At 65.4% G+C, this 15,625-nt stretch carries 14 protein-coding genes; 9 read left to right on the top strand and 5 right to left on the bottom strand.

From position 1 onward, the window contains the following. The first annotated feature begins 58 nt into the window (after nucleotides 1-58). From tadZ to PNI01S_RS11785, 7 genes are read left to right on the top strand one after another with little or no spacing between them, the layout of a single operon-like run. Entirely contained in the window at nucleotides 59-1,243 is a 1,185-nt protein-coding gene (tadZ, locus tag PNI01S_RS11755) for a type 4b pilus Flp biogenesis protein TadZ (RefSeq protein WP_065083893.1), read from the top strand. Beyond that, entirely contained in the window at nucleotides 1,240-2,493 is a 1,254-nt protein-coding gene (gene tadA / locus PNI01S_RS11760; RefSeq protein WP_024764100.1) for a type 4b pilus Flp biogenesis ATPase TadA, read from the top strand. The genes tadZ and tadA overlap by 4 nt, the downstream gene beginning before the upstream one ends. Beyond that, nucleotides 2,490-3,374 carry a type II secretion system F family protein gene (locus tag PNI01S_RS11765; RefSeq protein WP_024764101.1) on the top strand — a complete coding sequence of 295 codons (885 nt, stop codon included), beginning with the start codon at nucleotides 2,490-2,492 and terminating at the stop codon, nucleotides 3,372-3,374. The genes tadA and PNI01S_RS11765 overlap by 4 nt, the downstream gene beginning before the upstream one ends. 10 nt (nucleotides 3,375-3,384) lie before the next feature. Beyond that, nucleotides 3,385-4,290, top strand: a complete 906-nt coding sequence (locus PNI01S_RS11770) for a type II secretion system F family protein (RefSeq protein WP_083195967.1) — start codon at nucleotides 3,385-3,387, stop codon at nucleotides 4,288-4,290. Continuing rightward, nucleotides 4,287-5,075, top strand: a complete 789-nt coding sequence (locus PNI01S_RS11775) for a tetratricopeptide repeat protein (RefSeq protein WP_084358293.1) — start codon at nucleotides 4,287-4,289, stop codon at nucleotides 5,073-5,075. Before PNI01S_RS11770 ends, PNI01S_RS11775 begins: the two co-directional genes overlap by 4 nt. 19 nt (nucleotides 5,076-5,094) lie before the next feature. Further along, entirely contained in the window at nucleotides 5,095-5,379 is a 285-nt protein-coding gene (locus PNI01S_RS11780) for a DUF3613 domain-containing protein (RefSeq protein WP_054906556.1), read from the top strand. Between the two features lie 17 nt (nucleotides 5,380-5,396). Next, nucleotides 5,397-7,163 carry a pilus assembly protein TadG-related protein gene (locus tag PNI01S_RS11785; protein WP_084358294.1) on the top strand — a complete coding sequence of 589 codons (1,767 nt, stop codon included), beginning with the start codon at nucleotides 5,397-5,399 and terminating at the stop codon, nucleotides 7,161-7,163. A gap of 24 nt (nucleotides 7,164-7,187) precedes the next feature. Here PNI01S_RS11785 and PNI01S_RS11790 read toward each other — a convergent pair whose 3' ends face one another. Beyond that, nucleotides 7,188-8,021, bottom strand: a complete 834-nt coding sequence (locus tag PNI01S_RS11790) for a response regulator transcription factor (protein ID WP_024764106.1) — start codon at nucleotides 8,019-8,021, stop codon at nucleotides 7,188-7,190. A gap of 149 nt (nucleotides 8,022-8,170) precedes the next feature. Continuing rightward, nucleotides 8,171-8,650 (bottom strand): prepilin peptidase, encoded by a 480-nt coding sequence (locus PNI01S_RS11795; protein ID WP_081753990.1) that lies wholly within the window; start codon nucleotides 8,648-8,650, stop codon nucleotides 8,171-8,173. A gap of 274 nt (nucleotides 8,651-8,924) precedes the next feature. Between PNI01S_RS11795 and PNI01S_RS11800 the strand changes: the two genes are divergently transcribed. Together PNI01S_RS11800 and PNI01S_RS11805 are read left to right on the top strand one after the other, a co-directional pair. Continuing rightward, nucleotides 8,925-9,395 carry a TadE/TadG family type IV pilus assembly protein gene (locus PNI01S_RS11800; protein WP_024764108.1) on the top strand — a complete coding sequence of 157 codons (471 nt, stop codon included), beginning with the start codon at nucleotides 8,925-8,927 and terminating at the stop codon, nucleotides 9,393-9,395. 8 nt (nucleotides 9,396-9,403) lie between these two features. Then, nucleotides 9,404-12,184, top strand: coding sequence for a PAS domain-containing sensor histidine kinase (locus PNI01S_RS11805; protein WP_084358295.1), 2,781 nt, complete (start codon nucleotides 9,404-9,406; stop codon nucleotides 12,182-12,184). A gap of 61 nt (nucleotides 12,185-12,245) precedes the next feature. Here PNI01S_RS11805 and PNI01S_RS11810 read toward each other — a convergent pair whose 3' ends face one another. From PNI01S_RS11810 to PNI01S_RS11820, 3 genes are all read right to left on the bottom strand, one after another. Then, entirely contained in the window at nucleotides 12,246-13,718 is a 1,473-nt protein-coding gene (locus PNI01S_RS11810) for an inorganic phosphate transporter (RefSeq protein ID WP_084358296.1), read from the bottom strand. 286 nt (nucleotides 13,719-14,004) lie between these two features. Continuing rightward, entirely contained in the window at nucleotides 14,005-14,220 is a 216-nt protein-coding gene (locus PNI01S_RS11815) for a hypothetical protein (RefSeq protein ID WP_024764111.1), read from the bottom strand. A gap of 221 nt (nucleotides 14,221-14,441) precedes the next feature. Further along, nucleotides 14,442-15,518, bottom strand: a complete 1,077-nt coding sequence (locus PNI01S_RS11820) for a sigma-54 interaction domain-containing protein (protein ID WP_024764112.1) — start codon at nucleotides 15,516-15,518, stop codon at nucleotides 14,442-14,444. Nucleotides 15,519-15,625 lie beyond the last annotated feature (107 nt).

Here is a 15,625-nt window from a genome sequence, read left to right on the forward strand (position 1 = left end):
CTACGAAGCGCTGACCCGCCACAGAGCGGGAGGCAAGGCAAAGCAAGGGAGCATGGGCATGAGTCAGACGTTCGTGGCACTGATCCAGCATCCTGGCGAGCAGGAATGGTTGCAGAGCAGCCTGGCCGGGTGCGGGCAGGTGGTTCTGGCCAACAGTGGAACCCTGGAAGAGTTGTTGTCGCTGCTGGACGTCACCGGCGCGACGGTGCTCTTCACCAGCCTGAACAAGGCCAATCTGGTTGCCCAGGGTTCGCTGATCGAGGGGCTGGTTTCCGCGCGTCCGCTGCTGTCGGTCGTTGCCGTCGGCGATGGCCTGGACAACCAGCTGGTGCTCGCCGCCATGCGCGCTGGCGCAAGGGATTTCGTCACCTACGGTGCCCGCGCCAGCGAGCTGAGCGGGCTGGTCCGGCGTCTTGGTGGGCGCCTGCCCACGGTACCGGTGAGTGCCACCCAGCAGGGCGAGCTGATCAGCCTGGTCAGCGCCCGGCCCGACGCCGACGGCGCCTTCGTCGCCCTGCACCTGGCGCTGGCGCTGCAACGCCAGCCCGAGCACCGTGTGCTGCTGGTGGACATCGGCCAGCCTACCGGAGAAGCGCTGGCCATCCTCGGCATGGAGCCGGCCTTCACCTTCGCCGACGCCATGCGCAACCTGCGGCGCCTCGACCAGACGCTGATCGACAGCGCCTTTACCCGCCACGAATCCGGCCTGCGGGTGCTGAGCCTGTCCGACGAGCCCGGCGTGCTGGAGCGCGTCACCACGGCCGAGTTGTACCTGCTGCTGGGCAACCTGCGCAGCGCGTTCAGCCACATTCTGGTCAACCTGACGGGCGTTGCCGAGGGCGAGTTGAGCTCGCAGTTGCTTGGCCAGGCCAACCGCGTGCTGTGGCTGGTGGACCAGAGCGTGCCGTCGTGCAAGAAGGGGCTGGAGCGCCTTCGTCGCTTGCGTGAGCGCAGCCCGATGCTGCCACGCATGGAGCTGCTGATCGAACGCTACTGGCCCTCGGTACCGCCGGATGCGCCGGCGCTGGGCAAGATGTTCGGGCTGGAACTGTTCGGTGTGCTGCCGGCATCCCCCGAAGCGCGCCTGCGTTCGAAGAATGTCGGCCAGAGCCTGTTCGAGCTGTCGCCGCGCGATCCGCTGACGGTCAAGCTGCGTGACCTCGCAGAGGGACTGGGCGCCGGCGTCGTGGAGAAACGCGGCCTGTTCGGCTGGATCGGTCGCGCCAGGGCCGTGCGCCCATGACCCAGCATTACGGCGGCAGCGGCCACGGCGCAAACCACGACCGGGATCTGCAGGCGCTGAAGATGCGCCTGCACCGCTACATCATCGACGAGATCGACGAAGACGGCATGAACCTGCTGGAGGGCGCGCGGCCGGCGGTGGCGCAGTACGTCTCCGAGAAGGTCAGCGAATATGCTGCGCGCCGCCAGTTGGCGATTTCCCGCTATGAACTGGACCGCCTCGCCGAAGAGGTGGTGGACGAGCTGACCGGCTTCGGCCCGCTGGAAATCCTCCTGCGCGATCCGGGCATCTCGGAAATTCTGGTCAACGGCCCCGACCGCGTGTTCATCGAGCACGAAGGCCGGCTGTACCAGAGCGACCTGCGCTTCATCGACGACCACCATGTGCAGCGCGTGATCCAGCGCATCCTCGCGCCGCTGGGCCGGCGCCTGGACGAGTCCAGCCCGATGGTGGACGCGCGCCTGCCCGATGGCAGCCGGGTCAACGCCATCATCCCGCCGGTGGCGCTGGACGGTCCGTGCCTGTCGATCCGCAAGTTCAGCAAGGACCTGCTCAAGAGCGCCGACCTGCTGGGCTACCAGAGCGTCAACGAGGAGATGCTGGCGTTCCTCCGCCAGGCCGTGGCGAGCCGTTGCAACATCCTCATCAGCGGCGGCACCGGCACCGGCAAGACCACGCTGCTCAACGTCATGAGCAGCTTCATCGACGAGCGTGAGCGCATCGTCACCATCGAAGACACCGCCGAGCTGCAACTGGGCCACGACCACGTGGTACGCCTGGAAACCCGCCCGCCGAATGCCGAGGGTTTCGGCGAAGTCACCGCCCGCGACCTCATCCGCAACGCCCTGCGGATGCGCCCGGACCGCATCATTCTCGGCGAAATCCGCGGCGTGGAAGTACTTGACGTGCTGCAGGCGATGAACACCGGCCATGACGGTTCGATGAGTACGGTGCACGCCAACTCGGCCATGGATTCGCTGCTGCGCCTGGAAATGCTCGTCGGCCTCACTGGCCAGCGCGTGCCGGAGCAGACCCTGCGGCAGATGCTCTGCTCGGCGCTGGATGTCGTCGTGCAGATCACCCGCCTGTCCAACGGCCGCCGCTGCATCAGCGAGATACTCGAAGTGCTGGAAGTGCGCGATGGCGTCTACGTCACCAACTCGCTGTTCAGCCTGGATCGGCGCGGCACCGGGCAGTTCGTCCGTACCGCCCAGCCGAGCGGGCTGAAATTCCGCCAGGTGCTGTTGTGAACGGCGCGCTCTGGCTGATTCTCGCCAGCCTGGCGCTGGCGGCGATCGGCGTCGTGCTCAGTGGCATGAGCTGGCGCGCTCGGCACAACGAGCAGGTGATGCGTCGCTTGAGCGGCGAGCCCATCGTGCAGAGCGGACGTGGCCGCAGCAGCCACTGGCTGGCGCGACGCATGCGCCGCGCAGGCATCGCCGACATGCGTATCTGGCTGCTGGGCGCGGCCCTGGCGGCGTTCCTGCTGGGGGTGCTGTGCGAGCGCATCCTCGGGCCAGTCGGCCTCCTGTGCGGCGTCGGCCTGGCCCTGGCGGGTTTCCACATCCTGCTCAACGCGCTCTACCAGCGCAGGTTGCAGAAGATGATCCGGCAGATGCCCAATTTTCTTGACCAGGTGGTGCGCAGCCTGCACTCGGGCCGCACCCTGGGCGATGCCATCTCCCAGGCGGTCAGTGCCGCCGACGATCCGCTGCGGGAAATCTTCTCGCTGGTCACCCATCACGTTCAGTTGGGCATCAGCCTGCCCGAGGCGCTGCAGGAAGTCGCCGAGCTCTACGACGTGGAGGAGTTGCACGTGTTTTCCCTGGGCGTCGCGGTGAACCACCGCTACGGCGGCAACACCACCGACCTGCTGGAAAACATCATCAAGGTCATCCACGAGCGCGAGAAGCTCAGCCGCCAGCTGCGCGCCATGACCGGCGAAACACGCCTTAGCGCCTTCGTGCTGGCGGTGCTGCCGATCAGCCTGGGCGGCTACATCCTGTTCACCAACCCGGGCTACCTGATGAACATGTGGCTCGACAGCGGCGGCCGCTGGATGCTGCTGACGTCCCTCGGCCTGCAGGTGCTGGGCGTCTACACGCTCTGGCGCATGCTCAAGAGCATATGAGGAGTTCGCCATGCCACTGATGTACGGCCTGATGGCGCTGATCCTGCTGCTGGCGGCGGTCCTGCTGATGCTCTCGCAGAGCCGTGCGGCGGGGCGCGAGCAACGACTGATCGAGCAGCGCCTGGGCGGCCAGCCGCTGCCGCGTTCCGGCAATCGCGTGGCGGACCTGTTCGACCGCCTCGGCAGCAGCGGGCTGGGCAAGCGCCTGCACCTGCGCGACGAGGAAGTCCGCGTGCTGCTGCACCAGGCCGGCTGGAGCGGCAGCACGCCGCGCAGCGTCTACCTGATGACCCTGATCGCCTGCCCGTTCGTGCTGATGGGGATCACCATCGTCTACCTCGCCATGCAGGGCCACGCCGCTACCTCGCCGGTGGTGCCGCTGCTGTTCGCCGCGGGCATCGGCTTCCTGCTGCCCAAGCGGGTGCTGGCCTATCTCGCCGAGAAGCGCCGGACGCGCCTGGCTGGCGAAGTGATCCTGTTCATCCAGCTGATCCGCATCCTCTTCGACTCCGGCCTGACCGTCGAGCAGAGTCTGCGGGTGGTCTGCCGCGAAGGAAGGAACATCGTCCCGGTGCTGGCCTCGGAGCTGGAAACCGTGCTGGCCCACACCGACAGCGGCCTGGAGCTGGCCGAAGAGCTGGAGCAACTGAGCCGCCGCCTGATGGTCGGTGAGCTGACCGACTGCTGCAACGTGCTGCGGCAGATGGTGCGCCAGGGTGGCAGCGCGCGCAGCTCGTTGCTCACGCTCAAGCAATTGTTCGAGGACCGCCGTCTGACTGCCCTGCAGGAAAAGGTCAGCAAGCTGTCGGCGAAGATGAGCCTGGTGATGATGGTGCTGTTGTTCCCGGCACTGCTGATCATCCTCGCCGGGCCCGGGTTCCTCGCCATTACCAAGGCCATGGGGGGTATGGGATGAGAAATGCCTGCGCGATCGGACTGTTGAGCCTGGCGCTCGGCGGTTGCGCCAACTTCGACACGCTGGGCGGCCCGACCGTCGGCCAGCGTTGCGACGAGAACCTGGGCCAGTCGGTGGAACTGCAACTCAATCTGGCTCGCGAAATGCTCGACAACGGCCGCGCCCACGCTGCGCTGGCCAACCTCGAAACCCTGCCGCCGAACTCGCTGGAAGTGCGCGAAAGCAAGGCCCTGGCCCTGCGTCGTATCGGCGACCCCAAGGCGCGGATCGTCTATGAAGGCCTGCTCGGTACCTGCAAAACCGCCGAGGCCCACCATGGCCTGGGGCAGATCGCCATGCGTGCCGGCAATACCGTGGAGGCCGAGCGCGAGTTGCGCGAAGCGGCACGCCTGCAGCCTACCGACAGCGCTCTGCGCAATGACCTGGGTTACGTCCTGCTGCGCCGTGGCGAGCTGGAGAAGGCGCGTTTCGAATTCATCACCGCTATGGAACTGGACGAGCACGACAAGCTGCCGGCGACCAACCTGCTGAGCCTGATGTTCATGCAGGGCGAGACTCCCGAGGCGACTCGCCTGATCCAGAGCGTCGGTCTGTCGGCCGAGCAGGTGCGTGCAGCGCAGGATCAGGCGCGTGACCTGGGCCATGGCAGCCCGGCAAGCCAACCCAAGGTGGAGGCGGACACCGTCAGTTACGTGGACGAGCCCGTCGTCGATGCGCATCCGGCGCTGGCCGACTCTACGCCCGCCGTGGCGCACGATGCGAAGTTGCTGTTCAAGGCTCGCTGAGGCGAGCAGGGAGAATGCGATGAAGGCATGGATTCTGGTCGGCGCCCTGCTGGCTGCGCCGATGATGACGCTGGCCGCCGAACGCGCAGCGGTACCCACCAAGGCGGGCACCACGGCCCGCGACCAGCAGGAAGTTCTCAGCTGGCTGGAGTTGCAGTCCAGTGGGCGCGCCGCCTCGGCCAATCACCAGAGTGCGACGCCAGCCGAGCGTGACCGCGCCTACCAGCGCTACCTGAAGAGCTATACCCGCGAAATCCCCGAGTATCTGCTCGACGACAACAGCTTCAGCACCGACAAGAAGTAATCCTTCGGGAGCGTGCCATGGGACGCGAACGGCAGCGGGGCGCGATTGGAGTCATGGCGGCCGGCACCTTGTTGCTGGCGCTGATCTGCCTGGCGCTGGTGATCGACACCGGGCGTTTGTACTACGAGCAGCGCAAGTTGCAGCGGGTCGTCGACATGGCGGCCCTGGAGGCGGCGTCCCAGGGCGGGTTGTGTGGATTGCCGTCGGGCGTGCAGGGGTACGTCACGACCAGCGCGGCCCGGAACGGGTTCGTCCCGGCCACCGGCGATTCCCTGGTGGCGACGCTGGGCAGTGTGACCTTCGATGGCGGCTATGGCTCGGCGTCGTCGCGGCGGACGTTCATCGCCGGTGGCGACCCTGGGGACTCCGTGCGCGTGCAGGCGACCCACACGGTGCCCTCCAGCTTGCTGCTCAATGTCGCCAGCCTGTTCAGCGGCGCGAGCAGCAATACCGTGCTCAGCGCCCAGGCGGTGGGCCGGCGCACGGCGATGGCGGGGATTTCCGCCGGCAGCGGCGTGCTGAGCCTGGACTCGACCAACTCGCCGCTGCTCAACGCGTTGCTTGGCGGCCTGCTCGGCACCACGATCAACCTCGACCTGGTGACCTACCAGGGCATTGCCGGTGCCAACGTCTCGCTGCTTGCCCTTAGCCAGCAACTCAAGGCGGCTGGCGTGAACCTGGAGCTGGGCAAGATCGACAGCCTGTTGGGCGCCAACGTCACCGCCGCGCAGTTGCTCCAGGCGATGGTCAACGCGGCGGACGCCTCACAGCTGGCCAACGTGAATACCTCCCTGCTGCGCACCGCGCTGGCGAACATCAACGTGCCGACGGCCAACCTGACCCTCGGACAGATCCTCAGCGTGGTGGCGCCTGACAGCGTGCGCGATACGGCGCTCAACGCGGGGGTCAATCTGCTGGACCTGCTGATGGCGACTGCAATGGTGGCGAACAAGAACAACGCGGTGAACGTCGACCTCAAAGGCAAGAACATCGCCGGCGTGGTGCCGACGGTGAAACTGCAGGTCATCTCGCCGCCGACCATCGCCATCGGCTATCCCGGCAAGGACAGCGCGGGGAATTGGCGAACCGTCGCCAAGAATGCCCAGGTGCAGATGATCGTCGGCGCCAACGCCAACCTGCTGGGGCTGAACCTGGTGAACCTGGCACTGAACCTGAGGGTGGGCGTGGCGGAGGGCTATGCGGCGCTGGATAGCATCCAGTGCGGCGGCGTCGGCCAGCCGACGACGGTCAACGTCAAGGCGCGGCCGGGGGTGGCGAGCGCCAATATTGATGCCAACGTCAGCCTGCTGTCCGGCGCCAGTGGCAGTTTGCTGGGGGTGACGATCACCAATACCGCGACCGGGGCGAGCGGCAGCAGCGCCTCGGCCGGCACGCAGTTCGCCATTCCTGGCGAGCAGTCGCTGAGCTTTACGGTGAACGGTCCGTCGGATCTGCCCAGCGCGGTGACGCGGGTGCAGAGTCCACTGGGCTCTTCGCTCGGGGCGGGGCTGGCCAGTCTTGGAAACTCGCTGAGCATCAAGGTCACTGCGGGTGGTAATTGCAATGCCATTATTCTCGTCAGCTGGTTGCTCTGTGCGCTGAGCAGTATCGTCAACTCGCTCGCTGACCTGATGCTCAACCTGACATCGGGGTTGGGAACGCTCGTCAGTGCCCTCGGCCAGCAACTGATCGACCCGCTGCTGTCGCTGCTCGGCATCCAGACCGGCATCCTCGACGTACGCCTGATCGACCTCCAGACCGGCGGGGCCGAGCTGCTGATCTGAAGGTCGTCAGGAGCGGCGCGGTGCTCAGTGCACCGCGCTGCTTTGGGAGGCGCTGGGGGAAATGGCGAGGGCAAGCTGCGTGCGGTTGTGCATGTGCATCAGCCGCAGCACCTGCGAGACGTAAAGCTTCACGGTGTTCTCGGTGATCCCCAGGTCGTAGGCGATCTGGTAGTTGGTCAACCCCTTGCTCACCAGGCGCGCCACCGCCTGCTGGCGCGGCGAGAGCTTGTTGAACAACGGGTTGTTCACCACTGGCGCGATCTGCTCGGCGTTGTTCGGCGCGGCGCTGGCCGCAGGCTCGGTTTGCTCCTGCTTGAGCGCGCCGCCGCCGGCGGGCTGGCCGCCACCGTGAACCTCGTACTTGATCTTGTGGATATCCCGCGAAATTGAATTGAGCGATTCGGCCAGGTACTCCAGGCGCTGGTTCACATGGCTCAGGCTGAGCTGGCTGCGAATGCGCTCGTGCAGGCGCGCCTCCAGGCGCTCCAGGCCCTTGAGCAGGTCCATCGGCGCCACCGGCTTCTGGTAGTAGTCGGCAACGCCCACGCGCATGGCCTCTATCACTTCCTGGCTGCCCTGCTGGCCGGTGAGGATGATGGTTTCGAAGAACCGCGCCGTGCCGGCCGCCTCCTTCAGCGCCTCGACCACTCGGATGCCGTTGTCGCGCCCCAGGCCCAGGTCGCAGATCACCAGGCCGATCGAGGGATCGTCGCGGAATTTCTGCAGGGCGCTGTCCTTGCTGTCGCTGACCACGCAGTGGTAGCCGCTGTTTTCCAGCAACTCGGAAAGCTCGGAAGTGACCTGCGGCTCGTCATCGATGACCAGCACGCTGAAACGGCGATTGGCCGTTTTGTCCATGACTGCACGCTCCTTGAAAATACATATCCATTATTTTTATCGTCCGGTTGTTCGATAACCGCAGCCGGATCGTTCCATCAGGCGATGGGTGGTATTAACCCTTAGCATATAGTCGTTAAGTTTGCATCGCGCCAATAAAAGGCGAGGCATCAGTAAGGCAAGGAAAAGGCCGTCAGAAGACCGACGAATAGCGTGAATATGAAAGGGAATGACTTGAACTTTGACGGTTGCAGTCTGGCTAATTTCTTTTTGCAATTAATCGCCACGCTGTCCGAATCAATCAAAAGTTTGCTGGCGAGCATCAGCAGTACGCAGAACAGGCTGGCCAGGGCCAGGGTATAGAGCACCGTCAGCGGGTCGCTGGCCAGGCCCAGAGCGACCAGCAGCTTCACGTCGGCCGCGCCCAGCTTCCCCAGCCAGTAGCCCGGTACGGTGAGCGCTGCCGCCAGCAACGCCGCCAGTGCCGCGGTCTGTGGGGTGTGTCCGGTCAGCGTGTGACCGGTGGCCAGCAGGAACAGCAGGGCGAGCAGGGCGCCGCCAAGGGTCAGCCAGTTGCTGACCCGCAGCCGGGTGAGATCCTGGTAGGCACAGACCGCGAACCAGGCCAGAAGGCAGAGTTTGAACAGCATCGAGAATATCCTCATCCCGGAGGCGGCGATGTCGAAGCAGATACGAAGAGTCTTAAGGTATTCGCTATTGCAGCGCTATATTGCAATTCAAGCCAGATAAATTCGAATTTGGCTCGCAACGTTAACCCGACAGGACATCCGGCGAATCCCGGAAGACCGCCTAGTATTGCTGGGTAGCGGTAATTATCCGACGGCGCGTATCTTCAGCAAAGTTTAGCCGTGCCGATAAGTTGAACGATCATTCAAGTTGCATGTTGGTCCGGGAGTATTGCGCATGAACGGAGTCGGCGGTCGCAGCACGCAGCGGGGCGCGGTAGCTATCGAGTTCGCCGCCGTGTTCGTTCTGTTCTTCGCGGTTCTTTACGGGCTGCTGGGTTATTGCGTACCCCTGCTGATGCTGCAGTCCTTCAACGATGCGGCGGCGGCCGGCGCGCGGGTGGCCGTTTCGGTGAATCCACAGGCGGCGGGCGGTTATAACGCCGCGCTCAAGGCTGCCGTGGACAGCGCCGTGACCCAACGCCTGAGCTGGATGCCGACGAGCTGGCGCAATGGCTGTTACGGCGGGCAGTTCATGGATACCCCGGTGACGCAAACGGTGTCGGGCCGCCAGTACACCCGTGTGCAGGTTTGCATCAGCTATCCCTATGCCACCTCGCCCATCGTGCCCCTGCTGACCCTGCCAGGGATCGGCACCGTGCCGCGCTTGCCGGACGTGCTCAGCGGCACGGCCAGCGTCCTGCTCTGAGGCGCTGGATGTTCGATTTCTGGCGCTCCAGGCCCCGTGGCCAGCATGAGATGAACGAAAACCCGCTGCCAAGCCGGCCCCTGGCCGCACGGCGGCGCCCGGCTCTGCCGGCGGAAGAGCTGGCCGAGCCCGTGGTGACCGGCCACTGCGACCTGTGGCTGGAGCTGGACAGTCGTGACCGCGTCATCGCCCGTGGCGGCAGCCAGGCGCACAGGTTGCTGCCGCCGGTGCCGGGCAATGGGGATCTGCCAGGCCTCGGCGATTACCTGGACCGCCGAATTCCCGGCGGCATGCAGGTCTCCAGCCTGCGCGGCGGCGAGCGCCTCGACCTGGTGCTGCGCAGCACCGGCGACCTGCCGCTGGTCTGCCGCTTCCGCGCCGTCCTGCAGGCCAACGAGCATTGCCTGTTGCTGGGTACGGACATCTCCGACCTGAACTGGCAATCCGACAACCAGCAGCACAAGTTGCAGTGCCTGAGCCTCAGCAAGCTCCTGCTGGCGCGCCTGCGTCATAGCTCGCAGCGTCGCCTCAGCGAGGCGGTCGGTGAGGTACTGGAGGCCTTCTGCAGCAACTTCCACATGCGCAGCATGGCACTCTTGCTGGAAGCTCCGGACCAGAGCCTGAGGGTCTTCGCCTGCTATGTGCAGCCCGGATTCGACAGCCTGCTGCGGGAAAACCTTGCGCTGCCAGGCGACGAGCTGCGCGCGGCCAGCGGTGCCTGCCTGCTGGGGGCGGATGACAGGCCATCGGAGCTGCTGCGTACCCTGTGCTGCGCCCAGCTCTACCTGATTCCGGCGCCCGTACGGGGCGGGCGCCTCGCCGGCCTGCTGGCCGAACCCATGGAGCACGGCGGCACCTGGCCAGGGCTGGCCCCGAGCGACTGGCAGTACCTGGCGGAAATCCTCACCAACCTCGTTCACGAGCGCACCGAACTGCACAGTCTGCGCGATAGCAGCCGACGCCTGAGCCTGTTGCAGGACATGGTCGGTGGTGGCTGGTGGCGGTTACGGGTCGACGAAAGCATGTTCGAACTGTCGCCGGCCGTCGCAGCGAGCCTCGGCCTGGCGGAAGGGCAATTGCAGCTGGCACTGGCCGACCTGTTGGCCCTGCTGCACCCGGCCGATGCCGACGAACTCAGCCTGCGCCTTCGCAACCTGCAACCGGGCGGGCGGCTGGTCCAGGATCTGCGCCTGCGCAGTGCAGCGTCGACCCAGACGCGCCGATGGCTGCGCCTGCAGGGACGACGACAGGCCCGCGTCGGGGACCAGCTGATGGACGGCGTGCTGTTGGACATCAGCGAGGGCAAGTTGCAGGAAGAACAGGCGCTGGCGGCCCATGCCCGGCTGCGCAACCTGATCGACAGCGCGCCGGTGGTGATCTATGTGCAGCGAGTGGAGGAGGGGCACCTGATCCCCGAGTTCTACAGCGAGAGCGCGGGCAACATTCTCGGCCTGGACCTGCAGGGGCAGAGCTGGCAGGCGCTGGCTGAACGGGTGCATCCCGACGATCTGGAGGCCTTCCTCGACCGTGGCCGCGAACTGCTGCGCGAAGGCCGCGTCCGCACCGAGTACCGCCTGTGCGACAGTAGCGGCGAATGGCACTGGCTGTATGACGAGGCCAAGCTGCTGCGGGATATCCAGGGCATTCCGCAGGAGGCTGTCGGCCTCTGGCTGGATGTCACCGAACAGCGTCTTGCGGCGATGCAGATCGCCGAAAGCGAGGAGCGCTACCGCGTATTGGTGGAGGATTCGCCGGCGCTGATCTGCCGCTACGACCCGGACCTGAGGCTGACCTTCATCAACCGCACCTTCGCCCAGGTGCTGGGCGAGCCGGTGGACGCATTGCTCGGTCGACGTCTGGACGAGTGGCTGTCGCAACAGGATTGCAGCGCCTTGCGAGCGCGCCTGGTGGGCGGTGGCCAGGGCGCGGCCGACGATTCCTGGGAGCTGCGTTTCTGCCTGCCCGGCCAGCGCAATCTCTGGTTGATCTGGTCGGACCGGCCGCTGCTGGATGCCGAGGGCCGGCTGGTGGAAGTCCAGGCCGTAGGTCGCGATAACACGGCCGTGCGCCATGCACAGCAACAGTTGGCCCAGGGCGCGAAGATGGCCAGCCTGGGCGAGATGGTCAGCGGCATGGCCCACGAGATGAAGCAGCCGCTGCACGTCTTGCGCATGTCCCTCTACAACGCCCGGCAGAAGCTGGGCGAACCGGAATACCTGAAGGAAAAACTGGAGCGTGCCGACGCACAGATAGACCGCCTGTCACGGGTGATCAGCCATATGGGCGTGTTCAGCCGTAAATCGGAGCTGGAAGCCGCGCCGTTCGATCCCTACGACGCCTGCGAAGGCGCCATTGCGCTGCTGGGCGAAAGCCTGACCCAGCAGGGCATCAGTCTGGAGTGCCGGCCGCCGGCCCAGCGGGTGGTGGTGCGCGGCTACTCCGACCAGCTCGAGCAGGTGCTGATCAACCTGCTGGCCAACGCGCGCGACGCGCTGCTCGGGCGCGGCGAGGAGGGCGCCCGCTGGGTCGGCGTGGCGCAGGAGCCGTGCACCGACACCGATTGGGTGGAATTGCACGTGCGCGACAACGCTGGCGGTATCGACCCGGCGGTGATGGAGCGCATCTTCGAGGCCTTCTTCACCACCAAGCCTATCGGCAAGGGCACCGGCCTGGGCTTGTCGGTGAGCCACGACCTGATTCGCAACATGGGCGGCAGCCTGTCTGTGGATAACTACAAGGGCGGTGCTCGCTTCATCATCCGCCTGCCGCGGCAGGTCGTGAGTCTGTGAGGGATCGGAAATGAAAAACGCCTGCGGATGCAGGCGTTTTTCGGGGGGGCGTGTCGCGGAGTCAGCCGATGAAGCGCGAGGACAGCCAGAACAGGCCCGCAGCCAGCGCGATCGACACGGGCAGGGTCAGTACCCAGGCCATGAGGATGTTGCGGATCGTGCTACCTTGCAGGCCGCTGCGGTTGGCCACCATGGTGCCCGCCACGCCCGAGGACAGCACGTGCGTCGTGGAGACCGGCAGGCTGTAGATGTTGGCCATGCCGATGGCGGCGGTCGCGGTGAGCTGGGCGGCGATGCCCTGGGCATAGGTCATGCCCTGCTTGCCGATCTTCTCGCCGACGGTGAGCACCACGCGCTTCCAGCCGACCATGGTGCCGATGCCCAGGGCCAGGGCCACGGCGATGATCACCCAGAAAGGTGCGTACTCGGTGGTGCTGGTCAGGTCCTTGCGCAGCTTCTCCAGGTCCGCCTTTTCGCGGGACGGCAGCTCGGACAGCTTGCCGACCTTCTTCGCGGTGTCGTCCAGGCACAGCAGATAGCGGCGCACCTGCACGCGCTCATCGTCGTTCAGGTCGGTGTAGCTGGAAACGCCGTGCAGGTCGCTCAGCAGACCCTTGAGGGTCGCCTCGGTCTGCTTCGGCTCGCAGCGGTACAGATCGGGCAGGTCCGTTTCGCTGGCCTTGCCCAGGGCGAGCATCTCGCCGAGGGTGTCGGAATGGCGGTTGTAGAACTGCTGCAGGTGGATGGCGGCGTCGCGGGTGCGCTCGATCTGGTAGGTGGTGCTGTTCAGGTCGAGGACGAACTTCGCCGGGACGATGCCGATCAGCACCAGCATGATCAGGCCGATGCCTTTCTGGCCGTCGTTGGAGCCATGCACGAAGCTCACGGTCATGGCCGAGATCACCAGTACCAGGCGGTTCCAGAACGGCGGGTGCTTCTTCTCGTCGACGTCGCGGCGGGTTTCCGGCGTCTTGTGCATCTTCGACAGCGGATACAGCCACTTCAGGCCGATCAGCAGGGCGCCGGCGACCAGGAAGCCGGCCAGTGGCGAGAAGATCAGCGACAGGCCGATGTCGATGGCCTTGCCCCAGTTGATCCCGTCGGCCACCGGCACGCCGGTGATCAGAGCATTCGCCAGGCCCACGCCGAGGATCGAGCCGATCAGGGTGTGCGAGCTGGAGGCCGGGATGCCGAAGTACCAGGTGCCCAGGTTCCAAGTGATGGCCGCGGCAAGCAATGAGAACACCATGGCCAGGCCGTGGCCGGTATTCACGTTGATCAGCAGTTCCACCGGCAGCAGGTGGACGATTGCGTAGGCGACGCCAACGCCGCCGAGCAATACGCCGAGGAAGTTGAAGATGCCGGAGAGGATCACCGCGCGGTACGGGGACATGGCCTTGGTATAGATGACCGTGGCCACCGCGTTGGCGGTGTCGTGGAAGCCGTTGATGAACTCGAAGGCCAGGACGAATGTGAGTGCCAGCACCAGGCTGATACCCACCCAGACATCGAGTCCGCTGAAGAGATCGAACATGAAAATTCTATGACCGGTCGGAGACGGGGCGGCGATTATGCCAGAAGCTTGGAGCACCGTATTCAGCCTGAAACGGTTTCTCCAATTTGCGCGACGCCACGTCGCACGGCGCTTTCAGGCAGGGTGGAAAAAGTTTGCAATGCTTCCACGCGGGCCGCCGGCCCATCGGATGAGTGTTTGCAGGCCAACTGGCGGGCTCCCCCACGGAGCACTGCTCGCCCATCGCCTCGAGATTTTCCCCAACGGATTCCGGGGGGAGTCTCTTGGCCTGGGGCCGTACCTGCGATTAAAGGGACGGGGCTTCCAGATCCTTTTTCAGTCGTTCTTCTTCGATTCTTTCCAGCTCCCGGTCGAAGGCCTTGTCCTGCACGCTGGGTCGCTTGCGCCAGGGTTTCTTGCCGGGTTCGGGCTGAGCGGCATAAAGGGTCACTTCGCCGCCTTGTTCATCCTTGAAACGTTGCTCCTGGCGCTCCAGTTCCGCGCGCAGTTCGTCTTTGGTCACGATCATTCCTGATGAATAGCTGATGACTTGAAGCTTTGAAGATGGGCCTCGCACGGGCAATCCACACCGAGCCGGGGTGTCGTCCTGGCAGTGTAGACGTTCAGGGGGCGCTGGCGTGCCGGCCGGAAAACGGCGCGGATTATAACCTTTGCCGGGGGGCGACCGGGCGAGAAGCGCCGACGGACGGTTTCAGCCCAGCGCCGGCGCGGGCTGAAACCACCTCAGCCGGTGCGGCTGAGGTTCAGCTCGCCGATCTTCTCCAGGCGCGCCCGGACGATGTTGCGGCTGATGCCCAGCAGACGGCCGGTCTGCAGCTGGTTGCCGTGGCAGAAGTGGTAGGCGGTGCGGAACAGGACCTCTTCGACATGCTCGTAGAGGTCGGGCTTGTTGCTTTCGAACAACTCCAGCAGCGCCTGCTCCAGCGTCGCCTCGACTCGCGGGGCGAGGGCGTGGGGGAGGTGGTCCTGGCGCAGCAGGTCGTGGCGCGGAGCGGAGGGCAGCTCGGCCAGTTGCAGATCGCCCGGCTGCACCTGCTGGTTGCGGCACACCAGCAGGGCGTGGTGGATCGCGTTCTCCAGCTCGCGGATGTTGCCCGGCCAGGTGTGGCCCAGCAGCTTGCGTTCGGCCTCGGGGCTCAGCGAGGCACGGTTGTAGCCCAGGCGCTGGCAATGTTCCTCGAGGAAGAACTCGGCCAGCGGCAGGATGTCGCCGGGGCGCTCGCGCAGTGGCGGCAGGCGAATGGTCGCGACGTGCAGGCGGTAGAACAGGTCCTCGCGGAAATGCCCGGCTACCACGGCGTCGGCCAGGTTGACGTTGGTCGCGGCAACCACCCGCACGTTGATCGGTACCGGCGTGCGCGAACCCAGGCGCACGACTTCGCGCTCCTGCAGCACGCGCAGCAGTTTCACCTGCATGTTCAGCGGCAGGTCGCCGATCTCGTCGAGGAACAGGGTGCCGCCGTTGGCCGATTCGAACCAGCCGGCCTTGCTGCTGGTGGCGCCGGTGTAGGCGCCTTTCTCGTGGCCGAACAGCTCGCTTTCCACCAACGTCTCGGAGAACGCGCCGCAGTTCACCGCCACGAAGGGGGCCGTGCTGCGTCGGCTGAGCTTGTGGATATGCCGGGCGACCAGTTCCTTGCCGGTGCCGGTCTCGCCGATGATCAGCGCGTTGGCCTCGCTGGGCGCCAGGCGCTCGATGCGGTTGAGCAGCTCCTGCGAGCGTGGGTCCTTGAACACCAGCACCGTGGCGCGGACCGACTTGGTTTGCTCGCGGGCATTGGGAAGGGTCAACAGCGACATGGCAGGTTCCTGGCGTACCGGATGGGTGGCAGCGCCATACTGCGGCATTTTTGTTATTTCAAAAAATTATCAATTAGAATTTATATATAACCATTTTATTTTTTATG

Source organism: Pseudomonas nitroreducens NBRC 12694, assembly GCF_002091755.1.
Lineage (GTDB): Bacteria > Pseudomonadota > Gammaproteobacteria > Pseudomonadales > Pseudomonadaceae > Pseudomonas > Pseudomonas nitroreducens.

Excerpts from the sequence above, each read along its gene's own strand:
- tadA (WP_024764100.1), top strand. The coding sequence starts at position 1,240 with ATGACCCAGCATTACGGCGGCAGCGGCCACGGCGCAAACCACGACCGG.
- PNI01S_RS11770 (WP_083195967.1), top strand. The coding sequence starts at position 3,385 with ATGCCACTGATGTACGGCCTGATGGCGCTGATCCTGCTGCTGGCGGCG.
- PNI01S_RS11820 (WP_024764112.1), bottom strand. The coding sequence starts at position 15,518 with ATGTCGCTGTTGACCCTTCCCAATGCCCGCGAGCAAACCAAGTCGGTC.
- PNI01S_RS11800 (WP_024764108.1), top strand. The coding sequence starts at position 8,925 with ATGAACGGAGTCGGCGGTCGCAGCACGCAGCGGGGCGCGGTAGCTATC.
- PNI01S_RS11790 (WP_024764106.1), bottom strand. The coding sequence starts at position 8,021 with ATGGACAAAACGGCCAATCGCCGTTTCAGCGTGCTGGTCATCGATGAC.
- PNI01S_RS11810 (WP_084358296.1), bottom strand. The coding sequence starts at position 13,718 with ATGTTCGATCTCTTCAGCGGACTCGATGTCTGGGTGGGTATCAGCCTG.
- PNI01S_RS11785 (WP_084358294.1), top strand. The coding sequence starts at position 5,397 with ATGGGACGCGAACGGCAGCGGGGCGCGATTGGAGTCATGGCGGCCGGC.
- PNI01S_RS11795 (WP_081753990.1), bottom strand. The coding sequence starts at position 8,650 with ATGCTGTTCAAACTCTGCCTTCTGGCCTGGTTCGCGGTCTGTGCCTAC.
- PNI01S_RS11805 (WP_084358295.1), top strand. The coding sequence starts at position 9,404 with ATGTTCGATTTCTGGCGCTCCAGGCCCCGTGGCCAGCATGAGATGAAC.
- PNI01S_RS11775 (WP_084358293.1), top strand. The coding sequence starts at position 4,287 with ATGAGAAATGCCTGCGCGATCGGACTGTTGAGCCTGGCGCTCGGCGGT.
- tadZ (WP_065083893.1), top strand. The coding sequence starts at position 59 with ATGAGTCAGACGTTCGTGGCACTGATCCAGCATCCTGGCGAGCAGGAA.
- PNI01S_RS11780 (WP_054906556.1), top strand. The coding sequence starts at position 5,095 with ATGAAGGCATGGATTCTGGTCGGCGCCCTGCTGGCTGCGCCGATGATG.